The sequence below is a fragment of the Nitrospirota bacterium genome (assembly GCA_040755395.1).
Lineage (GTDB): Bacteria > Nitrospirota > Nitrospiria > Nitrospirales > Nitrospiraceae > DATLZU01.
Genome location: JBFMAX010000016.1, coordinates 46,033 through 68,905 on the forward strand (window position 1 = coordinate 46,033; position 22,873 = coordinate 68,905).

Below are 22,873 nucleotides of genomic sequence, written 5' to 3' on the forward strand. Positions count from 1 at the left end.
GGCGATTGAGAAAAGAGCGAGGAGTGTCCGGCTAACAGTCAGTCGAGGCGACGCAGCGTCGACCTCTGCCGCCCGCTGCCCGCTATTCGCTATGAGCTGTTGGCTGCTTGCACAGGAAGGCTAGTTTTCCGGTGCTTCGACGATGTGATTCTCGAACCGCGTGCAGCCTTCTGCGAGCAGACGATTGGTGAGCATTTCTCCCGGCCACTCGATCGGCAAGTCGGCGGTGAAGACCCACACGTCCGGCGAGGTCCACAGCGGACCGTGGTCTTCGGGAAGCTCGGGGTCGAAGAGGTCGGTCCAGACCGGCATGTACACGCCGTTCCCGCATTGGGTATGCAGGTGCACGATCGTCCGCGCGCGGACGACCGGATCGAGGTCCCGCCATACGGCCGCCGTTTCGTCCGCCAGTCGATGCAGCCGCACGGCGTTTTGCGCGTCGAACATAGCATAGGCCGCATACACCGGCGCCTCGAGCATGTGGGGCGCCAGGGCCAACTCCGGACATTGTTCCACCAACCCTTCCAACAGAGCGCGGCGGTGGCGCTCTTCGAGCGTCTCCGGCAGACTCGGATCCGGAGAACCGATCAGCTCGAAGATCAGGAATGCGGTGTTCTCGACCGGGGGATGCACGCGCGCGGTAATCGGCTGCGTCCGCTGAGAATCGGCGAGCGCGACGAGATGTTCATTGAGCGCCTGGAGCGTCATCAACTCCAGCGTCGCATCGGTCAGCAGTCTGGGCTCGACCCGCACGACGGTTCCGGCCGGCAAGCGCAGATGCCGATGTAGCAGGTCGGCGGTCGCCACAGGGTCGATTTTCAGTCTGAGAGGCTGGGTCAGATTCGCCTGCAGCGGCAGTTCCAACGCCGCCATCACCGCATAGGCCGGCTTCTCGTCGAGATCGCCGTCGAGCACGACCGAGCAGGCGGCTTCAGCGACCAAATCGAACAACCACTCCGCCATGTCTTCGTCGAGCGCCGCCAGCACGGTGAGCAAATCCTGCTCCCGGCCCTGCTCCAAAAACGCCTGCAAGGTGTCTACCGCCGCGTCCGTGTCGCCGTGATCGTGCCGGCGAGCGTTGATGAGATGGATCAGATCGCGCGTCAACGGATCGGGCCGCGACCAACTAGACATGGTACCCTCCTGAGACCGTCACCGCTGAATCGGGTCGGTCATCCAGCGTATGATGCGTCATGTTGCCAAACTTTCGCAACCGTGGCAAGCGCCTTCCCCGTTCCGTCGTTCGCTCCGACTCTCCCCGCTTGACTTTTTTCAGGTCGACGGGCGACTCCGCGTCGAACGGCTCATCGCTCCGCTCACTCGCCGATCACCTTGATGAGGACCCGTTTCCGGCGCCGCCCGTCGAACTCGCCGTAAAAAATCTGCTCCCAGGGTCCGAAGTCCAGCCGGCCGTCCGTGATGGCGACCACCACTTCCCGTCCCATCACCTGGCGCTTGATGTGCGCATCGCCGTTGTCCTCGCCGGTCTCATTGTGGCGATAGCGGGCGCCCTGCGGCGCCAGTTTTTCCAGAAAATCGTCGTAGTCTTTGAGCAGCCCCGGCTCGTCGTCGTTGATGTACACGCTAGCGGTGATGTGCATCGCATTGACCAGGACCAGACCCTCCCGCACGCCGCTTTTCTTGACGGCCGCTTCGACCTGCGGGGTGATGTTGATGTAGGCCCGCCTCGTCTCGGTCTTGAACCACAGCTCTTCCCGGTAGGTCTTCATCGCGGCGCCGGTGCGGGAGGGCGATTCTGCCGCAGACGCCGCCCGGATGCAAGCCCTCGCCGCCTCGGAGGCGGACTCTCCGCTGAGAACGGGAGTCGGAGATTTGGCGTGGTAGCGATTGGGAGCTATCACTTATAATAGGCCATCACCGATTGCGATGATGGTGCCCCGATGAGCAAGACTCGCTCCCGCGCTCCGCGTCTTTCCGCCAACGCCTTGACGGTGCTCCGCCGCCGGTACCTCGCCAAGAACGCGGCCGGCGCGCCGATCGAATCGCCCGCGGACATGTTCCGGCGCGTCGCGGAGAACATCGCCGAAGCCGAACACCTGTACTCCGCCCGCGCGGAACGCGGCCGGATCGCGGAGCAGTTCTACCGGCTCATCACTCAACTCGACTTTCTACCCAACTCGCCCACGCTCATGAACGCCGGCCGGGATCTCCAGCAACTGTCCGCGTGCTTCGTCCTGCCGGTCGAGGATTCGCTCGAATCCATTTTCGACGCAGTGAAGCATCAAGCGCTGATCCACCAGTCGGGCGGCGGCACCGGGTTTTCGTTCAGCCACCTGCGCCCCAGGCACGACCGCGTCGCATCGACCAGCGGCGTCGCGTCGGGTCCGGTCTCGTTCATGAAGATTTTCAACATGGCGACGGAAGTGATCAAGCAGGGGGGATGCGTCGCTCCCGACACGTTTGTCAGCACCAACCGCGGCATGGTGCCGATTTGCGAACTCGGTCCCGGGGACGCCGCTCCACATACGTGGCATCCGCATCCCACAAGCTTGATCGTCGCCACTGACGATGGATCCCGACGTTCCGACGAATTCTACGTTCACGGCGTCGCTCCTGTACGCCGTATCCGAACGCGAAGGGGATATCGCCTGTCCGCGACTCTCGAACACCGCATTCGCGTGATCGATGAAGACGGCCGCTACGTGTGGAGGCAGCTCAAGGACCTCCGGCCGGGTGATTGGGCAGTCTTGCAGAAAGACCACATGCTCGAACCCGACGACTACCGCCTGCCCGCCCTGAACCACACGCCTCATCATAATGCCTCCCCGGTCAGCGTTCCGTCTGAAGCGTCCGCACGGCTCGGCGAATTCATCGGCTTTGTCATCGGCGACGGCAGCTTCAACCGATACAATCGCGAGGGCACGACCGGCCGCCTCATCGTCACGGTTTGCGATGACCAGCCGGAGATCCGCGCGTGGCTGTTGAATACGTGCCGTGAACTCTTCGGTATCACTCCTGTGGCGCGACAAAAAGTGAACGACAGGAGCACGAACTATTATCTGAACGCCACCACGCTGGTCTCCTGGCTCAAACAACTCGGCGTGGAGAAATCTTCCGCATTGACCGCCAGGATTCCGGCAATCGTCTTCCGCAAAGGCAGGCAGATGGCCTGCGGATTCTTACGCGGCTTGTTCACGGCGGATGGAACGGTGTCCAGAGACGGGCGCCCGTCTCTTTCATCAGTGTCGCAAGGGTTGATCGAGGACGTCCAACAACTGCTGTTGTCGGTGGGAATTCCCAGCCGCGTGAGCGTCACGACACAGCGGCAGGGAGCGTTCGGGAAAAACCCGCTGTACCGCCTGCACATTCAGACGCTCGCGGGTCTTGAGCAGTTTGCGAGGCAGATCGGCTTCATCGATACGGCCCGTTCCTCGCTCCTGACCGGAGCCCGCAGACCTTCATGGGAATTCAACGACGTCATCCCGAACCAGCATCACGTCCTCGCAGCGCTCTACGCCGGACCCGGACACGGATCCGGGCCGATGCGGCAATCGCGCGGAGCCAATCCCACCCTCTACCGAGCCATTCAGCACTACTTGCCGGGGGTGTTGTCGCCAAGGAATCTGACTCGATCTCGCCTCGCCGCGCTGGCCGAGGAACATGAGGAGATCCGGAACAGCCCTCTGGGGTGGTTCCTCAAACATGACCAGTTCTACGACCAGATCGAAACCATCGAAGAGGACCGGTGCCCGACGGTCGATCTCTCCGTTCCTGGCCATCACACGTATATTGCCAACGGATTCGTCAGTCACAACACCCGTCGCGGCGCGAACATGGGCATTCTGCGCGTCGATCATCCGGACATTCTGGACTTCATCGCGGTCAAGGAAGATCCCAAGGAGCTGACGAACTTCAACTTGTCCGTCGGAATCACGGACGCCTTCATGCAGGCACTCACGGAGCGGCGTTCGTATGCCGTGATCAATCCGCGTACGGGCCGGCCGGCGGGACGCCTGTCGGCGACGGAAGTCTTCGATCGCCTGACGGAGGCCGCGTGGCGCACGGGCGAGCCGGGGGTGGTCTTCCTGGACACGATCAACGCCGCCAACCCGACGCCGCATCTCGGCCGGATCGAGGCGACGAATCCCTGCGTAACGGCTGACACCTGGGTTCACACTCTCGATGGCCCACGGCAAGTGAAGGACCTCATCGGTGTCCCGTTTGTGACTCAGGTCAACGGCGAATTTCATGTGTCGGGTCACGCGGGCTTTTTCCGAACCGGCGCCAAGCCCGTCGTGCAGCTCAACACCGTTGAGGGCTACAGCCTTCGCCTGACGGCGGATCACCTCGTTCGCCGAGTCGTACGCAAGACGCGTCACATCGTCGAGAGTGATTGGTGCCGGACCGGCGACCTCCGTCCAGGGGATTCGGTGATCCTGAACGATCACCGGGCCAACACGACATGGAAAGGACGCTTTACCTTCGAACAGGGTTATCTCCTGGGTTTGCTCATCGGCGATGGTGTCCTGAAAGAAGATAAGGCTGTTCTTTCGATCTGGCACACAAGCGGCAAGGGCGTCGCCAGCCTCAGAAACGAGGCGATGCGATGCGCCGCCACCCTGCCCCACAGGAGCGACTTTCGCGGTCGGATCGCCGTTCCTGATCGTCAAGAAAGCCGTCTGGTCCTGGCTGCCATTCGGGATTTCGCCGTCTCCTGCGGGTTGACTCCGGGCAACACAGCCATGACTTCACTGGTCGAACAGGGTTCCAGTGATTTCTATAGAGGCTTTCTCAGAGCGTTTTTTGACACGGACGGCTCGGTGCAAGGCACGCTTGCCAAGGGCGTGAGCGTTCGCCTTTCGCAAACAGACCTGGCGCGACTTCAAGCTGTCCAAAGGATGCTGTTGCGTCTCGGTATCGCCTCGACCGTCTACGCAAACCGCAGACCGGAAGGGACACGGAACCTGCCGGACGGAAGGGGAGGACGCAGGCAGTACCGGACCCAGAGCCAGCATGAACTGACGGTATCGAAAGATAATCTGCTCCGCTATCAAGAACTCGTCGGTTTCTCTGACACAGAGAAAGCGGCTAAGCTTTCCAACCTTCTTCGCACTTACCGGCGCCGACTCAATCGAGAACGCTTTATCGCGCGCGTCAAGGATATCGTTGAGGCCGGCATTGAGGACGTCTATGACGCGCAGATCTCCGGCATTCATGCTTTCGACGCCAACGGATTCCTCGTGCACAACTGCGGCGAGCAGCCGCTGCTGCCGTACGAATCCTGCACGCTTGGCTCGATCAATGTCGGCCGGTTCGTGAAAGGACCGGCCAACGCGCCGTCGATCGACTACGACCGCCTCGCGCAAGTGATCCCCGTCGCCGTCCGTTTCCTCGATAACGTGATCGACATGAACCGCTATCCCCTGCCCGAGATCGAGACGATCACGAAAAGCACGCGGAAGATCGGGTTGGGCATCATGGGGTTCGCCGACCTGCTGATCAAACTCGGGATTCCCTATGACACCGAAGCCGCGTTGAAGGCCGGTGAAGCGCTCATGCGGTTCGTGCAGGCGCGCGCGCACGCCGCCTCGGCCGATCTGGCGAAGGAGCGCGGGGTGTTTCCGAGCTTCAAGGGGAGCCGATGGGAGTCCGAAGGCCGGCGCCTCCGGAATGCGACCGCCACGACGATCGCCCCCACCGGCACCATCAGCATCATCGCCGACTGCTCCCCCGGCATCGAACCGCTCTACGGCGTCAGTTTCGTCCGCACCGTCATGGAAGACGTGCGGCTGATCACGGTCCATCCCGAGTTCGTCAGCCGCCTGCGCGCCGCCGGACTCTATTCCGCCCGGCTGCTGCGCCGCGTGGCGACGAACGAATCGATCCGCAAGCTGACCGACCTGCCCGCGGATCTGCGGCGGCTTTTCGTCACCGCGCACGACATCGCACCGGAGCACCACGTGCGCATGCAGGCGGTCTTTCAGAAATACAGCGACAGCGGCGTGTCGAAAACCATCAACCTTCCGCCGACGGCCACCAAGCGCGACGTGGCGTCCGCATTTCTGCTGGCCTACCGGCTCGGCTGCAAAGGCATCACGGTCTTCCGATCCGGGAGCCGCGAGAAACAGGTGCTCTCCTGCGCGCAGATTCAATATTGCTGAGGCGTGCCTCGCTCACGTCGTCTCGGCGCAATCTTTCGTTAAGGGTCGCTGCGTACGCGATCGGGCGCCAAGAGATCTCCCTCCCGAAACAAAATTGACACCGCCGGTCGATAATGCTATCTACTGGCCCAGTTTGATCGTGGCTCGCCATCAGGGTCCAAGGAGGTCGTTGATGCTCGCCTTGTCAGGGATCGCAGGCACGCTGACCGGCGCCCCCAACTGGAACATCCATTTCGCCCGCGAACCCGAACCGGACCTGGAGTTCGAAGACGCGCTCGAAGAAGAGAACGGCCCCGGCCGCGGGACCGCGGACCGCAAGCCGCCCAAACGTTCGGGCGGACGCCCGCTCCTGTGGGTGCTGCTCCTCGTACTCGTGGCGGGCGGCGCGTATGTGGCGATGGATCCGGAGATTGTCATGGACCTTCTTGGGTCGCTGCTGGGCGAACCCGCACCTGCGCCGACCGCCACGGTCCCGCCGCGGAGGCCGACCGCGCCTACGCCGGCTCCACCGGCTCCTCCGGCCGCGGAACCGGGCCTCCCGTCCCCCATGGCGGTTCCGGCCTCGCCGCCCAGCCCATTGTTCGCCGAAGGGCAGCAGGTCGCCGTCACGGCCGATCCCGGCGTTTCCGGCGCAACGGTCACGTTGTCGCTCGATGCCGCCGGGACGCGACCCGGTCCCGTGGTTCGACCAGGCTCAACCCTGACCGTATTGGATGGCGAATGGCGGAACAACGCCTGGGTGTATGTCGTGAAGACCGAGGAAGGCACCAAGGGCTGGATCCCGGAAAGTCGCCTGCGGCTGAAACCCTGATTCCGCCTCACGAGCGCGCGTTATTCTCCGACTCTCAGCCCTGCCGTCTCGCCGCATGCGCGACCCTGTCAACGCACAATGCTGTGCTATAATGCGCCGACCCTCGTATCTTCCGCCGGACTCTCGGAACGTGAACAGGCCCGCGCTATCCGCGGGCCAACTTGACGGCCTTCCCATTTCGATTGTGGTGACATGCTGCGCGCCGTGATCTTCGACTTCGACGGGGTCATTGCGGATACCGAGCCGATCCACTTCGCGGCATTCCGGAAGGTCCTCGCCGAGATGGGCGTCGTCCTGACGGAGGCCGACTATTACGCCAATTATCTGGGCTACGACGACAAAGGCTGTTTCGCGGCGGCACTCGCAGCGAACGGGCGTCCCGCGCCGCCTGCGACCATCGCCGATCTGGTTGCCCGCAAGGCCGGCGCCTACATGGAGCACATCCGGCGGCATCTCGTCGTCTTTCCCGGCGTGCGCGAACTGGTGCGGGACGCGGCGGCCCGGTATCGCTTGGCCATTGCCTCGGGGGCCCTGCGTCACGAGATCGAATTCATTCTGGAACAGGCCGGCATCCGCAAGGAATTCGCGCACATCACCAGCGCGGAAGACGTGACGCGCGGCAAACCGGACCCGGAGGGCTTTCTGCACGCGCTCGCCTCGCTGAACCGAGGACGGCCCGATGAACCCCTGACGTCGGCGGACTGTCTGGTGATCGAGGACTCCATCCCCGGCATCCGCGCGGCCCGCGCCGCCGGCATGAAGGTCTTAGCCGTGGCCAACACGCATACGGCTCAGGACTTGCGCGAAGCCGACGCCCTCACCCATTCCTTGGAGCAGGTAAGTCTGGCTGAATTGAGCGAACGGTTGTGGAGGTAAAATCGCCGATGGTCAATGGTCATCGGTCAATGGCCATAAGAACAAACGACCGCATTCTATTCTGTCCTTCGCCGCTGACTATTGACCAGTGACCATTGACCTGTTACGCCATGCGCATCGTTTCCCTCCTCCCCGGAGCCACCGAAGTCGTCGCCGCGCTGGGTCTGGTCGATCATCTGGTCGGGATCAGCCACGAGTGCGACTATCCGCCGACCGTCCGCGGGAAACCGGTCCTGGTCGAGGCCGTCATCGACGGCGAACGCACGTCCAGCGAAGAGATCGACCGCCGCGTGCTGGAGACCCTGCAAGCCGGCCGGCGTTTGTATCGACTGAATGAACCGCGTTTCCTCGAGGCGGCACCGGATCTGGTCATCGCGCAAGACCTCTGCCACGTGTGCGCGATCACGCCGGACCAACTGCAACAGGCCGTACGGGCGCTGCCGCGCGCGCCGCGCCTCTTGACGCTGAATCCCACGACCATGGAGGAGGTGCTCGGGGATATCGAACGGATCGGCGCGGCGGCCGAGCGGACGACCGAGGCGCGGCGGCTCGTCGCCGACCTTCGCGCGCGGCTGGCCCGCATCCGCGAACAAGTCGCCGGCGACACAAGACGCCCGCGGGTCGCCTGCCTCGAATGGCTGTCGCCCCTCTATGCGGCGGGCCATTGGGTGCCGGACATGGTCGCCGCGGCGGGAGGGATCGACGCGCTGGGCACAAGCGGGGCGCCGTCGGAACGGATCGTCTGGGAAGCGCTCACATCCGCAGACCCGGACATCATCGTCCTGATGCCGTGCGGCTTTTCCATCACCAGAACGGCGCGAGAGATCAAATCCTTCATCGATCGCCCGGAGTGGCAGTCGCTGCGCGCCTGGCGACAGGGCCAGGCCTACGTCGTGGAGGCGGCCTCCTTTTTCAGCCGTCCCGGACCACGCCTCGTGGACGGCGTAGGGCTCCTGGCCGCGATCTTTCACCCGACTGTCTTCGGAGAAGCGTTGCCGCCCGGCGTCCAACAGCTCGACATGCTCCTCCACGCCGCGTCCTAACAGTACGCATGACCCTCGCCGACGCCCAAGCCTACTGCACCGCGGTCACCAAGAAGAGCGGCAGCAACTTTTACTACTCCTTCCTGTTCCTGCCGAAGCCGCGCCGTGAAGCGATGTATGCCGTGTACGCCTTCTGCAAGGAAGTGGACAGTGCGGTGGATGAACCGCCGTCCGGAAGCGATCCGCACGACCAGCTTCGTCGCTGGCGCGAGGAGCTGGCCGCCGCTTATCGCGGTTTCCCCACCCACCCGGTCACGATCAGTCTGGCGGAACATGCCAGCCGCTTGGCGGTACCGCAGGACTATTTCGACGATCTCATCAACGGCGTCGAGATGGACCTGACGATCTCGCGTTATGCGACGTTCCAGGAACTCTCGCTCTACTGCTACCGCGTCGCCTCGGTCGTCGGGTTGATTTGTCTGCATATTTTCGGCACGACCTCCCCCTGCGCGCGCGACTACGCCGTCAATCTGGGTACAGCGTTCCAGCTCACGAACATCCTGAGGGACGTGGGGGCGGACGCGGAGCGCGGCCGCATTTATCTCCCGCAGGAAGACTTGGCGCGGTTCGGCTACAGCGAAGACGATTTGTTCAAACGGACGTATTCGCCGACATTCCTGGAGCTGATGCGGTTCGAGTCTGCGCGGGCGCGCGGGTTTTACGACAAGGCGCAGGCGGCGATCGCCGCCCTCCCCGCACACGATCGGCGCGCCTTGACTGTGGCCGAAATTATGCGCGGGGTGTATGTCCGGATTCTCGGGCGCATCGAGCGATCCGGTTACCGCGTGTTCGGGCCGCGCATCAGCCTCTCTCCCTCCCATCGACTGGCCATCGCCGCCGGTGTGTGGCTGCGCAGTCGTCTGACCTGACGACATGACGTCAATGGTCAAGCGCCAACGGTCATTGGTAACGGGAGATTCACCCGCATTATTCATGACGGTTCGTCGCGCTGCACCCGTTGCACCGAAAGAGCAACGGGTACCCGGCAGACGCGCCGTGCTAGACCCATTGCAGCAAGAAGAGCAATGGGTACCCCCAAGCACAGCCACGAAGGAGGAAGGCATACTTGAAACAGTATGTTGACCGACTGAGTGGCGAGCACGCCCGTCGGAACAGCGTATCCGCGTTTACAGCAGAAGCGTTCATGAATAATGCGTTAATGGCCAGGACTGTTTCCGACGTGTGTTCTGTGCGATCTGTTGGGCCAATGACCCTTGACCAATGACAGGCTCACGGTCCGTTCTTGTCATCGGTGGAGGCGCGGCGGGGCTCACCGCCGCGCTCAAGCTGAGCGAACGGGGCTTCACGGTCACCCTGTGCGAGCAACGCGGCCGCCTCGGCGGGCGCCTGATGGATAGCCCAGACGGCGGGCCGCCGGCCAGAGGACAGCGCCTCCCGGAGGCTAGGCCGGTCGTCTTATTAGGCTGCCAGACCGCGACGTGGGATCTCCTGGAACACTGCGGTACGGCTCCGCTGGTCCGTTCATCCCGGACGTCCGGATTCGAACTACTCCCCGCCGCCGACCGGCGCGTGCGGTTCCCCCGCCTGTTGGCACCCGGCCCCTGGCACGCCCTCGGCGGCGTGGCGCTGTTCACGGCGCTGTCGTTCCGCGATCGCTGGCGCCTCCTCTCATTCTTGGAACGAACCTGGGAAGGCGATCCCCCGCTCCCGCAGAACTTGGAACTTCGGACGGCCGACGCCTGGTTGGAGGAGACCGGCCAGTCGCAGGCCGCGCGGGCGACGGTCTGGAACCCTCTGGCCCGATTCCTGCTGGGCGATGACCTCAAAACGGTGTCGGCCGCCATGTTCGCGACCATGCTGAAACGGTGCTTTCTCTCACGGCAGCGCGATTCGGCCGTCACGATTCCGCCGACGGAGGCCGGCCGTTGGCTGCTCGATCCGCTGCGGGAGCGCTTGCTGCGCGCCGGCGTCACGCTGCGGCTGAACTCGGCCGCCGCGCGGCTCGTTTTCGACGACGACCGCGTCGCCGGCGTGCACCTGCGCAACGGCGAGACCCTCGCTGCGGACTGGTACATCGCCGCCTTGCCGCACAGCGCACTGAGCGCGCTCATTCCCGAGCGGATCGTCACGCACTTCGCCTACTTTCAGCAATTGGCGCACCTGGCCGACTCCCCGGCCCTCGCGGTTCACCTACGCTTCGACGCTCGCCTGTCGGCGGCTCGCCTCGTGCTCCTGGCAGGGCGGACGTTCCATTGGATTGTCAGCCGGCCCGAGCGGGAATCGCAGGGAGAGGTCGTCTGGGTCTCGGCCGTCGCCGCCGGAACCACCGAGTTGCTGGAGGGCGCTGATTCGGCATTGATTCGGGCCGCGCAGCGCGACGCAGTCGACGCCATGCCGGCGCTCGCCTCCGCTCCACTGAGCGCCGCTCGGGTCATGCGAGAGCCGCGGGCGTGGCTCTCCCTCCGCCCCGGCACGCGAGCCATGCGGCCGCTGCCTCGGAGCCCGTTTGCCAACCTACTCGTCGCGGGAGACTGGACCGACACCGGCTGGCCCACCTCGCTGGAAAGCGCGATCGTCAGCGGCGAGCGATGCGCGGAGGCGATTGCATGGGATGCCTTAGCTCCGGCGGCGAGGTAACATGGAGGAAGGCTGATCGCTGATCGTGCGTCATGTGACAGGACGAGGATCCCGTGAGGGAGCGTGGAAATAGCAGATGTCCTGCAGGCGCCCGCCCGGAAGATAGTTCGCGATGACGATCCAGGCTCGACGGGCATCCGTCAGGCTGACATAGGACCTCTTTTCGAAAATAAACGGCCGCAGCGTGAAGACGCCGGCCGGCGGCAGCGCGTTCCTCCGGGCATCCTCGGGTGGTAATCCTTCCAGCGGGTAGGCGCCGCCGGTCCGCTCGAATTTATCGGCGGTCGCGTGCAGCGGGCTCAGATCCTGCCACGTCGCCTGCTCCAACACCGTGCTGTCCGACGGAAACACATAGAGGCTGTCGCTGGGCAGGCCGCGCATGCAAAAGCTGCTGCGGATCACGAGGTCTTCCCGGCCGTCGTTGTGGAGGTCGAACCGCGCCTGCTCCAACGTCGAGCACCGCCCGTCACGGGGCGCCTGCCCGCTCAACTTCACGGGAGTCCAGGCGATGCGCCGAAAGACTTCGTGCTCATAGCGGAGGTTGCCGTCCCACCCCGCGTCGCGGTTCAACACCTCGGCCATGGCCTCGCAGAGCTTCCCATCCTTGCTCATCGCCGACAGGTACATCTTGCCGCCCGCCAAAGCCAGCGCGGCGACCGCGAGCCAGCCCACTCCGACCGCTCCGCCGCGGCGCAGGATCATCGCGACACCGGACAGAGGCAGGAATATCGCGGTGCCGGTTTTCGGCCGGGCGGTCGTCTCCTCACGCGGCATGAGTCGTGTCCAGGACCTCGCGGACCTTCCGCATCAACCCGTCCGGAGAAAAGGGTTTCTGAATGAACGCAATTTCGGACCCCAGCACGCCATGCCGGCCGATCTCGTTGTAGGTGTACCCCGACATATACAGCACGCGCAGATCCGCGCGGGAACGGGCAAGCCGATCGGCCAGTTCCCGTCCGCTCAGGCCCGGCATCACGACGTCGGTCACAAGCAGATCGATCGGACCGGCGTGGCGTTCCGCGAGGTCCACCGCTTCCTCGCCCCTCGACGCAGTCATGACGGTATAGCCGTGCGATTCGAGAAGATGCCGGATGAGATCGCGGATCATGTCCTCGTCTTCCACCAGCAGCACGGTCTCCCGTCCGGTTAGCGGTCTGTGTTCCGACGGCGACCCTTCGGTGGTCGCGGTCTCCTCCATGGCTCGGGGCAGCAAGATCGTAAAGGTCGCCCCCCGGCCCGGCTGACTGTCCACGAGGATGTACCCGTCGCTTTGCTTCACGATCCCGTACACCGTGGACAATCCCAACCCCGTCCCTTCCCCCTGAGCTTTCGTCGTGAAGAACGGCTCGAAGATGTGCGCCTGCGTGTCCTCGTCCATGCCGATTCCCGTGTCGGCCACCTCCAGCATCACGTAAGAGCCGGCCGGAACCGTAAACCGCGCATGAACGTCCGGTCGGTCCAGCGTGACGTTGGCCGTGCGGATCCTCAGCGTCCCGCCCCGCGGCATCGCGTCACGCGCGTTGACGGTCAAGTTCATGACCACCTGCTCGATCTGGCCGGGATCGGCCTTGACCCGTCCCAGCGCAGGATCCAGGATCATGACCAACTCGATGGGCTCGCCGATGAGTCGGATCAGCAGATTCCGGGCCTTCTCCAGCACGGCGTTGAGGTCCATCACCTTGAACTGCACGACCTGGCGCCGGCTGAACGCGAGCAACTGACTGGTCAACGTCGCGGCCCGCTCGGCCGCCAGCGCGATCTGCTCGACATGCTTCCGGCCGGCGTCGCGGCTCTCCTCCAACAGCAGTTCGCAATACCCGTTGATGACGGTCAGCAGGTTGTTGAAATCGTGCGCGATTCCCCCGGCCAGCCGACCGATGGCTTCCATTTTTTGGCTGTGCAGCAACTGGGCTTCCAGATTCTTCCGCTCGGTCAGATCCGTCATGCCGCCGACCATGCGCACGGCCTTGCCGGACGGATCGCGAATGACGTGGCCGCGGTCCAGCACGTAGGCGTAGGCGCCGTCCTTCCGCCGAAAGCGGTATTCCCCCGACCAGTGTTCGCCGCCGCCGTCGATGACACGGCGGATATCCGGAACGATGCGGTCATAGTCGTCGGGATGGATGCGGGTCGTCCACGATTCGATGGTCCTCTCCACTTCATCCCGCCGATAGCCGAACAGGACCTCGAAGCCTTCGTTCCACCAGAGCTCGTTCGTCTCCAGATTCCAATCCCAGATGGCGTCGTTCGTGGCTTTGGCCAGCAGGCGGAAACGCTCCTCGCTCTCGCGGAGCCGCTGCTCGACCTGCTTCCGATCGGTGATATCGCGCGTCACGCTCAAGACGGAAGTCACGCTCCCGTCGCCGTCGCGAAGCGGCGTGGAGTGGGTTTCCATCCATCGCTCGGTGCCTTTCAACCCGATGAGGCGGAACTGAAGCCGGCCGGTGTCTCCGCGGCACGCTCGCCGGTGCAGGTCGAGGAACGCCGCGCGGTCCTCGGGATGAACCAGGTGAACGACCGGCCGGCCGATCACGCTCCCGAGGTCGTCCGCCTCGATCATCCGCAGGCCGGCCGGATTCAGGTCCAGCAGTCGCCCGTCCACCGACACGACCTTCACGCACTCCGGCTCGCTTTCGACGACGGTGCGCAGTCGGGCCTCGCTGGTGCGCAGGGCTTCCTCCGCCCGCTTCCGCGCCGTCACGTCGTGGAAACACACGACCACGCCGGTGATCGCGCCGGACTCGTCCCGTATCGGCGAGCAGACGAATTCGATCGGGAAGCTGGTGCCGTCCTTGCGGAAAAAGACCTCGCCCTCGACTTGTCGCACCTCGCCATCGCGCAACGTCCGGAACGCAGGACATTCGTCCCATGGGTACTCACGGCCGCCCGCCCGATGATGGTGGATGAGCGCATGGGCCTGCTTCCCGATCAGTTCGGATTCGTCGTATCCGAGCAGGGTCGCCGCCGCGCGATTGGTAAACAGAATCCGTCCCTCGGTATCTAGGCCATGAATGCCCTCGTCCACCGAGTTCAGAATCAGGAGGCTTTGCCGCCGTGCCGCCGCAAGTTCCGCCTCCGTCCGGTCTCGGTCTTTGTGGTATCGCCGCACGAGATACAGGATGGTGATCCAGGCCAGCGCGAGGATCGCCAGGCAGATCAGCCAGACAACAACGGCGACGACGAGTTGTCCCTGCACTTCCATGACCCGGGCCGTGATCCGCGCACGAACGGTCTCCACGGTCAGCCGGGTCGCTTCGTCATAGTTCCGTTTTTGCTCCTCATATGCGTCGCCGAACAGCAGCGCCGCGGCGGCCCGACGCTGTCCCCGCTCCAGCAGCGTGAGCGCACGGGATTCCATCTCCACCAGCTTGCGGTTCGCCTCGTCGATTCTCACGGCGGGTTCCCGAACACCGGTGTCGCCCGCCAGTTCGATCGTCTCCCGGATGGCGCCGGCCAGCCGGGGCTCCAACCGCCGATAGAGGGTCTTCCACTGAGGGTCGCCCGTTAGCGCGGCCATCCGCGCCGACATGGTCAGCGCTTCGTCGAGGTAGACGATCTCGCCGCTGAGTCTCTGGAACTGCACTTCGGTGTGCCCGCCGGACCGGATGCGCTCGAACACGTTCCAGGCGCTCCATCCGACCAACGCCATGAACGCGACGGTCAGCGCGACCCCGGCGGTCATCACCGCCAACGGCATGGTCTGCGCTCGCCCTATGACGGCGGCGAACCTCTGTGCGAGAGATCTGCGCATCGGTAAATTTGAGAGGGCAAGAAGAGCCGCGCCTCACACGACAACGACGCGATCGCCGCGTTCCCGGCTCGACAGCGCGCCTGTATCGGCAGTATAGGGCGGAACCGTCTTCATGTCTTGCAAATACACGTTTCCCGAACGGGAATTCGCCCGGGGCGAGGCTTCTCGGCCATCCGGGCGTCGGCACGCCGGCCCGATGACATCGCTTGACATAGAAAGAGAGGAAGCCTAGCTTGTCAGGCATCGAGGTCACCGACGGGATCGATGGAGTCCCGTCGAAACGGGCACGGAGCCGGATACCGACTCGGCTCGCCGGCATGATGAGGAGCGGTCAGGCAACGGACCGCGTGAATACCATGACCACGGCAACTCGTCATCGAGCTGGCGTTCGTTGGCGCCGCGCGGCGTGGGCGCTTCCCGCGCTGCTGTGGCTCATCCCGCAACCCGCCGCCGCCGATCCCTTTCTCGGCCGGCTTGACTGCGTGTCCATCCAAGCGTCCATCTGGGAAGTGGGCGACTCCTTCGGGATCACGACCGACGTGTTGCGGGAAGCGATCCAGACAGGACTGCAGACCCACGCGCCGCGCCTGAAGGTCCAGCCCGATTGCCCGGACCGCATCGAATGCAAGGTATTTCTGCAGAACGCGTCCACGGACACGTTCAAGGGCTTTTTCGGGCATGTCGCGGTCGAAGTCACGCGCAAGGCGATCTTTCAGGACACGGCCCTCCTGACCGCCGGGCGGGCCTGGGACCTCCAGTCGTATGTGTACGGCACCCGAGACAAAGCCAAGACCAGCGTGCTCGACCAGATCAACCGGCACCTCGCCCAATTCGCCGCGACTACCTGCTGGCGAACAGAAAAGAGGAGCAGCCGGGGGAAAGCAAACCGAGCAACGGGGGCGGGTCGGCAGAGACGCGATGACGGGCCGGAGTTCCCGGCTGGCGGCGGGTGAGCCAGGCTCTCATTTCGCTTGTTCGGAAGTCTGTGAACGACCTTCACCGCCGGACTGCTCGTCGCCCTTGGACAGTTTGGCGGTCAGGAAGAGCGGAAGCGTGCTCCCGGGCAGCGTCAGCGGGCGACGGAGCACCCAGTTTCCTTTCCCCGGCGTGGTGTAGGTGTCGAATCCGATCAACTCCCCGGTCTCGGTGTTCAGCAGCACCGGAGTCGTCGCCTGCTTCCATTTTCGATAGGCCCGAAAGACCCGCCACGTCCATTCAAACGCCATGGATAGCCCTCCCCTGCTTGAACGAGCGATCACGCTTGTATGATCGGCCCTCCGGAACACAACCCAGCAACCGCTGTGCCAGCGCCGCCGAGCGCCCATCATCGGGCATTTCTTCAATAGTAGTAGAAGTTGAGGGTGGGCCAGGCGGAGACCCCGGCCCGGTTCAGGCGCAGGAGGTGGAGGGTTGTCCCTTCAGAACGAGATCGTGCTTCGTCGCAGGCAGAGACTGGCATGGCACTCCCCCAAGCCAGCAGGAGGAACGCCACCCACCGCATGATGACATCGACTCTACTGCCAGTTGGCGGCCAGGATGGCCTGCACGTCTTCCGGGCGCTGCGCGATGGCCTCCTCCCACGTGAGGCCCGTCTGCGCGCTGAAACCGGCCATGGCCTGAAGGAGTTGCTCGACTTGCGTGTTCAGCAACTGCTGGCCGTTGCCGGCCCGGATGGTCTCGATCTGGTAGGACGAACCGGTGTACCAGTTCTGGATCGTGACTTGATCCGTCGACCCGTAGAGCGCCATGCGCAGATCGTTGACGCTGCGTTCCAACATGAGATCGAGCGGATTGATGCCGGCACCGAAGAGAAGCGTGTCGATGTTGCCCGCGGTGGCGTCCTTCTCCACAATCTTGTCCCGTCCGTCGCCCCGGCCAAAGACATAGGTGTCGTTGCCTTTGCCGCCTTTGAGCCTGTCGTTTCCGGCCCCGCCGGCCAACACATTCACCCCGCTGTTGCCGGTCAGCACATTGTTGAGGGCGTTGCCCGTGCCGTTGATCGCGGCGGTGCCTGTCAGCGTCAGATTCTCGACATGGTCGCCGAGGGTGTAGGTGATCGAGGACTTCACCAGATCGGTGCCTTCATTGGCCGCTTCGGTCACCACCTCTCCGGCGTCGTCCACGATGAAGGTGTCGTTGCCCAGGCCGCCGATGAGGGTGTCGGCCCCTTGCCCCCCATCCAAGATGTCGTTCCCGTCTCCGCCCAAGAGAAGATCCCTCCCGGCCCCGCCGTAGAGATGGTCTTTGCCGACGCCGCCCAGCAGCCGATCATTCCCGGCGCTGGCCCACAGCACGTCATCCCCAACCCCTCCGTCGAGGCTCACGTCGCCGTAGTCATAAATGGGACTCGTGAGATCCACGAGGTCGTGCCCGTCGCCGACCTCGATCCGCTCGATGCCGACCACCCGCGGACCGGCCGAGCCGGGAAATGGGCTGAAGGCGTCATCCAAGGCGAGGGCGTCGTCGCCCGCCGTGCCGCGTAACGTGTCAACGCCGGCCTCGTCGCTGAACACATCAAACGACCGCTGCTTGCCGTTGAGACTCACGGTCTGCCCGGTCCCGGGGTGTCCCGGGCTACCACTGTTTTTGGCGACAAATCCGGATGTCCAGGTCCCGTCGATCGAGAACCGGAACGTGTCCTCGCCTTCGCCGCCTTGCAGCCGATCGCTGTCGGGCCCGCCGTCGAGCACGTCATTCCCGGTGCCGCCGAGCAAGGTATCGTTGCCGGCGCCCCCCATGAGCGTGTCGTTCCCGGCGCCGGCCTCCACCACATCGTTGCCCCCGAGCGCGTTGATGACGTCGTCGCCGGAACCGAAGGTCAAGACGTCGTCGTCCTCTGTCGGCGTCGGCACCAGCAGGCTGGCGAGACTGACTTGGCTGCCGTCGAAGAATTCCAGCGTCTCCACCACCAGCGAACCAGTGGCGCCTGTGGGATCGAAGTTCGTCAGCCGCATCGCGTCGCCGCCGGGGCCGACGGCAATCGTCAAAGTGTTCTGGCTCTGAGTCAGCGTGAGATCGGCTAACGCAATCCCCTCGCCAAAGACGATCCGATTCCCTTCACCGGGCCCGGCGGTATCAGTGATCGTGTCGGTGCCGTCGCCGGGGTTGAAGTAGTAGATGTCATTCCCCGCCCCGCCCTCCAGCCGATCCGCCCCCGCCCGCCCGGCCAACTCATCCTGGCCGGTATCCCCGCGCAGCGTGTCGTCGCCTTCTCGGCCGTCCAGAAAGTCATCGCCCCCCAACCCGACCAACACATCGCTCAACACCGTGCCGGGCAGAAAGTCTGCCTCCTCCGTTCCCGTGAGCGAGAGCCCGGTCGCCCGTGCCCGCATCGCGGCCGGATCCCAGGTCGTGCCGTCGGCGAAGGCCAGTTGTTCCATCTCGTAGACCGGACCATCCAGAAAGAATCGCAGGGTGAGCTGATCAGTGGTGCCGGTGAGCCCGAGCACGAGCCCATTCTCCCCATTCGCCTGGAGCGTCACGTCATCGGGAGTGATATCGGCTGCCAGCCGAACGGTATCGATCTCCGCGCCGCTGAAGTTATCGTCATAGACCGTATCGTGGCCGCTGCCCCGGCCAAAGAGGTAGGTATCCGCGCCCAGCCCGCCGAACAACGTGTCGTCGCCGGCCCCGCCATCCAGCACATCCGCCCCCTGCTGCCCGTGCAGCGTATCGTCGCCCCCCAGGCCGAGGATCGGATTGTCATTCGCATTGCCTTGAAGAAAATCCGAGGCCTCGGTGCCGGTGATCTCGCCAACCTGGTTGTTGATGGCTGCGGCATCCCACAGGGTCCCGTCTGCAAATTGGACCTGCTCGATCCGATAGGCTGGGACCGTGATGCCGGAGAACGAAAACGACGGCCGCACCAAGACCGAGGCAAAATGCGACTGCACCGTGAGCCGGTCCGACGTCCCACTGATGCGGAGCACCCAATCGTCCCCCACGCGGCTCACGGTCAGGTCGCTCGGCAACACGTCCGCTCCCAGCTCGATCCGATCCGTCGCCTGGTCGCTGGTAAAGTCAAAGTCGAGGATCGTGTCCTGGCCGCTCCCACGCCCGAACCTGTACACGTTGGCGTGATAGGCGCCGATCATCGGCGCATCGAACGCCTCCGGCCCCCAGAGGGTCCCATCGGCGAAGTGGAATTGTTCCACCTGCGAAGGCGCCACATAGTAGGGATTCCCTCCGGCCGTCACCGTCTCCCCCGGCAAGAAGATATTGGACGAAAAGAGATACGTGCCCTGGTTCAAGGCGACCGTGTAGAAGGATGGGATCAGGAGCTGATCGGTCGTGCCGTCGAGGCTGAGGATCAGATCATCGCCGCTGCGCTGCCACCTGACGTGGCTGGGCAGCACATCGGCGGCAAACTGAACTGCATCACCGACCCCGCCAGGGAAATAGGGGGCGCTGCTCGGATCGTGTTCAACGATCGTGTCCGTCCCGTAGCCATGCCCGAACACATAGGTCCGCCCCTCGAGGAGCGTGTCGTTGCCGGCGCGGCCGTCCAGCGTGGCAGAGCCACTTCCTCGCATCTCATTGTCCAAGGCATTGCCGGTGCCGATGAGACCGCTCGCGGTCGCCAGGAAATTCTCCACATGGTCCGGCAGGGTGTAGCTGACAAAGCTTTCGATGGTGTCGATGCCACTCGCCGCCTCTTCGATCACGGTGTCGGCCGCACTGTCCACCACATAGGTGTCGTGGCCCGCGCCGCCGATGAGCACCGAGGTTCCGGTGTCAGAATATTCATTGCCACTATTGAGATAGTCCTCCCCCTCGTCACCGAAGAGCGTATCGGTCCCTTGACCGGCAAACAGGCGGTCATTGCCGGCACCGCCGTGCACGCGATCATCGTCCAGTCCGCCATCGAGCACATCGATCCCGGCACCGCCATCCAGGACATCATCGCCCTCCTCCCCGAACAGGACATCATCGCCCAGCCCGCCAGACAGCGTGTCATGGCCCGTCCCACCACGCAGGCTATCGTTCCCCTCTTCCCCATCCAGAAAGTCATTACCCCCAGTGGTGGTCGGGCCATTAGGATTGTCGCCAAACAGCGTGTCATTCCCCATCCCGGCATAGATGGTGTCGTCCCCTGCTCCGCCTTCAAGCCGGTCATCACCCGCGCCGCCATCCAACAGATCATTTCCGCCCGTATCGAAGAGGAGATTCGTATAATCGCCCGCGAGCCAGTCATGGCCAGCGCCGCCGATGAGCACGTCAGTTCCACTCCCGCCGAACAGAAAGTCGTTCCCCTCGCCGCCATCGAGGCTATCACTACCGTCCAAGGAGGCATCGTACGCCGTCGCAATGTTGGGGCCATCGCCAAAGAGACTGTCATGGCCGTCGCCGCCGGTGAGGACATCATGGCCGTAGCCACCCTGCAGGTCATCAAACCAGTCCCCCTCGCCCCCATAGAGCATGTCCTCGCCATCCTCGCCCTTCAGAAGATCCGTCTCCGTCCCGCCGTCCAGCCAATCATTCCCCGCTCCCGCAAGCAACACATCACTTCCTGCTCCGCCCTCGAGCCGATCCTGGCCCGCCACACCCGCCTCGTCGGCCTGCAGATGATCGTCCCCGGCTCCACCGAGTAATTCATCATCCCCGGCGCCGCCGAACAGTTGATCGTTGCCGTCACCGCCGTCCAAGACATCCTGCCCGGGGGCGGCCCCCGTCTCATCCCCGGACAACACATCGTGACCTGCTCCGCCAAACAGCCGATCATGGCCGCCGGCTCCCAAGAGCGTGTCGTTCCCGTCGCCGCCGAAGAGCTGGTCATTCCCCAGATCGCTCCCCACCGTGTCGTCGCCGCCCAGGGCGTGGACGATGTTGTTGGTCGCCCCGACAATGGTATAGCTATTGCTGGTCTCGTCGAAGATCGGCTCGGTGGTGGGCCTCCCGTCCGGATTGGTGATCGTGCGCGTGAAGTCCGTCCGGGTCGGCAGTCCGTTGTCATAGTTCGGATCGGGCGGCGCGTCAGCCAGACGAATGCCCAGGTGGCCGTTGGTGAAGTGCTGCACCACGACGGAGCCGTTGTTCGTGAGCAGATTGGTGATGGTCAGCGTGGTGCCTGCGCGCACATAGCGAAACTGCCCGTCCTGACTGGTGTAGGTGTTGGCGGGATCGCTCGCTCGACGAAGACCGCCCTGGAGCTGTCGCTGGTCAAACTGGATGGAGCCCAGTCCGTCGGCATCCTCAATGATGTCCTGGCCGTCGCCGCTGCGATAGGAATAGGTATCCGTGCCTTGGCCTCCTCTCAAGATATCGGCATCCCGACCGCCGGTCAGCCGATCATCACCGGTCCCGCCGTCCAGTAGATCGTTACCTTGTTGGCCGAGGAGAATGTCATTGCCGGCGCCACCGCTCAGCAAAAAATCATTCCCTTCATTCCCTTCGATGTAGTCACGCCCCTCTCCTCCTTGAATCGAATCATCCCCTGCGCCTCCGTAGAGATGATCGTCGCCGGATCGCCCGATGAGATCATTGCCGTCGGCATCAAAGATCACGACCTGGGCCGCAGTGGCTCCACGACCATTATTAAATTCGGTTGCTTCGTCTACGAACAACGTCGCACTCGCTGGGCTGCCATCCGTCTGATTGAAGGCGATCTTCTCCGCCAGCAGCTCCGCTCGATCGCTGAGCGCCACCTGCGTCCACATGCCTTGCCCCGTTGCGATATCATAGAGGTCAAGTGAACCGTCTTGATTGTGCAACGCCTGATAATCCACGCCCTGCACGACAAAAGGGTTCAACTCCCGCAACGCATAGCGATAGACCAGTCCATCCGTTGTTGAGGCCTTGGCCTGACTGAACACCGTGCTGCTTACCACTCCAACCAAACTATCCACGCGATACGGGCTCGTCGCCGGCAAAGTGTCGCGGAGCGTAGTGAGATTGGTGTAATAGGATTCCCGGTCACCGATCGTTGTGATCGGCGCAGCAGGTCCTAGTAGCGCTTTGGAGAAAGCGTTGAGACTGAATTCTAAGCTATTGGCGCTGACGCTCGATGAAGCTTTCAGTATGCCGGTGATGAACGAGATCGATGCGTTTGGATCGATCCTAGATACCAGATCGTAGAGGGCCAAGGCGTCCGTGGCGGTTACAATTGAATGATTGGTGATAGGATTCAGGGTGGCTTCGATAAAGATGTTCTCGACCGTCCCAACTAGCGTCCCGAATCCTGCGGCGGCAGAGAACCCGTTCTGGCTGAGCACGTTAGTGATGAGTCCTGAAGGCACTGTGGTATCAGCAATCCCGAGCCGGTCCAGAATGTCCGTCAAAAGACCACCAAACCCCGGTGAGTTGAACGTGTAGGTGTGCGTGACGTTCGTTGGAAAATCGATCGTGAAGGCCTGAGCGAGAAAGCCGCCTAAGGAATGGCCGGTCACAGTGAGACGCTCGTTTGTACCCAACACCCCAGACGCGACGAGTTGCTGATAGTAGTTTGTCAACGCAACATACTGTGAATTGATGGTGGCCGCTTCCGCGGCTACGATGCGCCCGTCGGTCACCAGGTCGAAAAGACTGTCTGTGCCTCTAATCGAGAGGATTTTCTCCGAGCTATCGATCTTCTGAAACAAAGTGACCGATAGACCACTAGCTGGATCAGTGAAGGAATCGCTCGCTATGGAATAAGTTGATGCAAACTCTGCTGCTTGCAGTACAGAAAATCCTT

At 63.5% G+C, this 22,873-nt stretch carries 13 protein-coding genes; 7 read left to right on the forward strand and 6 right to left on the reverse strand.

What is annotated here, in order from left to right; genetic code table 11:
• Positions 1 to 120: 120 nt before the first annotated feature.
• Positions 121 to 1,134, reverse strand: coding sequence for a hypothetical protein (locus AB1555_17735; protein ID MEW6248527.1), 1,014 nt, complete (start codon positions 1,132 to 1,134; stop codon positions 121 to 123).
• 182 nt (positions 1,135 to 1,316) lie between these two features.
• On the reverse strand, positions 1,317 to 1,730 hold the full coding sequence (locus tag AB1555_17740) for a secondary thiamine-phosphate synthase enzyme YjbQ (protein ID MEW6248528.1): 414 nt from the start codon (positions 1,728 to 1,730) through the stop codon (positions 1,317 to 1,319).
• A 171-nt stretch (positions 1,731 to 1,901) separates the two neighbouring features.
• Here AB1555_17740 and AB1555_17745 point away from each other — a divergent pair, with 171 nt between their 5' ends.
• The 6 genes from AB1555_17745 (at position 1,902) to hpnE (ending at position 11,450) form a co-directional block, all read left to right on the forward strand.
• Positions 1,902 to 6,122 (forward strand): LAGLIDADG family homing endonuclease, encoded by a 4,221-nt coding sequence (locus AB1555_17745; protein ID MEW6248529.1) that lies wholly within the window; start codon positions 1,902 to 1,904, stop codon positions 6,120 to 6,122.
• Positions 6,123 to 6,294: 172 nt separating this feature from the next.
• Positions 6,295 to 6,933, forward strand: coding sequence for a hypothetical protein (locus AB1555_17750; protein ID MEW6248530.1), 639 nt, complete (start codon positions 6,295 to 6,297; stop codon positions 6,931 to 6,933).
• 192 nt (positions 6,934 to 7,125) lie between these two features.
• Positions 7,126 to 7,809 carry an HAD family phosphatase gene (locus tag AB1555_17755; GenBank protein MEW6248531.1) on the forward strand — a complete coding sequence of 228 codons (684 nt, stop codon included), beginning with the start codon at positions 7,126 to 7,128 and terminating at the stop codon, positions 7,807 to 7,809.
• 110 nt (positions 7,810 to 7,919) lie between these two features.
• Positions 7,920 to 8,852 carry a cobalamin-binding protein gene (locus tag AB1555_17760; protein MEW6248532.1) on the forward strand — a complete coding sequence of 311 codons (933 nt, stop codon included), beginning with the start codon at positions 7,920 to 7,922 and terminating at the stop codon, positions 8,850 to 8,852.
• Between the two features lie 8 nt (positions 8,853 to 8,860).
• Positions 8,861 to 9,721: a presqualene diphosphate synthase HpnD gene (hpnD, locus tag AB1555_17765; GenBank protein MEW6248533.1), complete on the forward strand. Its 861-nt coding sequence runs from the start codon at positions 8,861 to 8,863 to the stop codon at positions 9,719 to 9,721.
• A gap of 352 nt (positions 9,722 to 10,073) precedes the next feature.
• On the forward strand, positions 10,074 to 11,450 hold the full coding sequence (gene hpnE / locus AB1555_17770; protein ID MEW6248534.1) for a hydroxysqualene dehydroxylase HpnE: 1,377 nt from the start codon (positions 10,074 to 10,076) through the stop codon (positions 11,448 to 11,450).
• 30 nt (positions 11,451 to 11,480) lie between these two features.
• Here hpnE and AB1555_17775 read toward each other — a convergent pair whose 3' ends face one another.
• Positions 11,481 to 12,224, reverse strand: coding sequence for a hypothetical protein (locus AB1555_17775; GenBank protein MEW6248535.1), 744 nt, complete (start codon positions 12,222 to 12,224; stop codon positions 11,481 to 11,483).
• Positions 12,214 to 15,147: a PAS domain S-box protein gene (locus AB1555_17780; protein MEW6248536.1), complete on the reverse strand. Its 2,934-nt coding sequence runs from the start codon at positions 15,145 to 15,147 to the stop codon at positions 12,214 to 12,216. The genes AB1555_17775 and AB1555_17780 overlap by 11 nt, the downstream gene beginning before the upstream one ends.
• 287 nt (positions 15,148 to 15,434) lie before the next feature.
• Here AB1555_17780 and AB1555_17785 point away from each other — a divergent pair, with 287 nt between their 5' ends.
• Positions 15,435 to 16,154: a hypothetical protein gene (locus tag AB1555_17785; protein MEW6248537.1), complete on the forward strand. Its 720-nt coding sequence runs from the start codon at positions 15,435 to 15,437 to the stop codon at positions 16,152 to 16,154.
• Between the two features lie 9 nt (positions 16,155 to 16,163).
• Here AB1555_17785 and AB1555_17790 read toward each other — a convergent pair whose 3' ends face one another.
• Both AB1555_17790 and AB1555_17795 read right to left on the reverse strand, forming a co-directional pair.
• Positions 16,164 to 16,427, reverse strand: a complete 264-nt coding sequence (locus AB1555_17790) for a hypothetical protein (GenBank protein MEW6248538.1) — start codon at positions 16,425 to 16,427, stop codon at positions 16,164 to 16,166.
• A gap of 288 nt (positions 16,428 to 16,715) precedes the next feature.
• Complete coding sequence (locus AB1555_17795; GenBank protein MEW6248539.1) at positions 16,716 to 22,586, reverse strand: calcium-binding protein; 5,871 nt, start codon at positions 22,584 to 22,586, stop codon at positions 16,716 to 16,718.
• Positions 22,587 to 22,873 lie beyond the last annotated feature (287 nt).

Coding starts and splice junctions, on each gene's coding strand:
- hpnD (MEW6248533.1), top strand. CDS start 8,861: ATGACCCTCGCCGACGCCCAAGCCTACTGCACCGCGGTCACCAAGAAG.
- AB1555_17755 (MEW6248531.1), top strand. CDS start 7,126: ATGCTGCGCGCCGTGATCTTCGACTTCGACGGGGTCATTGCGGATACC.
- hpnE (MEW6248534.1), top strand. CDS start 10,074: ATGACAGGCTCACGGTCCGTTCTTGTCATCGGTGGAGGCGCGGCGGGG.
- AB1555_17745 (MEW6248529.1), top strand. CDS start 1,902: ATGAGCAAGACTCGCTCCCGCGCTCCGCGTCTTTCCGCCAACGCCTTG.
- AB1555_17760 (MEW6248532.1), top strand. CDS start 7,920: ATGCGCATCGTTTCCCTCCTCCCCGGAGCCACCGAAGTCGTCGCCGCG.
- AB1555_17780 (MEW6248536.1), bottom strand. CDS start 15,147: ATGCCGTTGGCGGTGATGACCGCCGGGGTCGCGCTGACCGTCGCGTTC.
- AB1555_17775 (MEW6248535.1), bottom strand. CDS start 12,224: ATGCCGCGTGAGGAGACGACCGCCCGGCCGAAAACCGGCACCGCGATA.
- AB1555_17735 (MEW6248527.1), bottom strand. CDS start 1,134: ATGTCTAGTTGGTCGCGGCCCGATCCGTTGACGCGCGATCTGATCCAT.
- AB1555_17740 (MEW6248528.1), bottom strand. CDS start 1,730: ATGAAGACCTACCGGGAAGAGCTGTGGTTCAAGACCGAGACGAGGCGG.
- AB1555_17790 (MEW6248538.1), bottom strand. CDS start 16,427: ATGGCGTTTGAATGGACGTGGCGGGTCTTTCGGGCCTATCGAAAATGG.
- AB1555_17750 (MEW6248530.1), top strand. CDS start 6,295: ATGCTCGCCTTGTCAGGGATCGCAGGCACGCTGACCGGCGCCCCCAAC.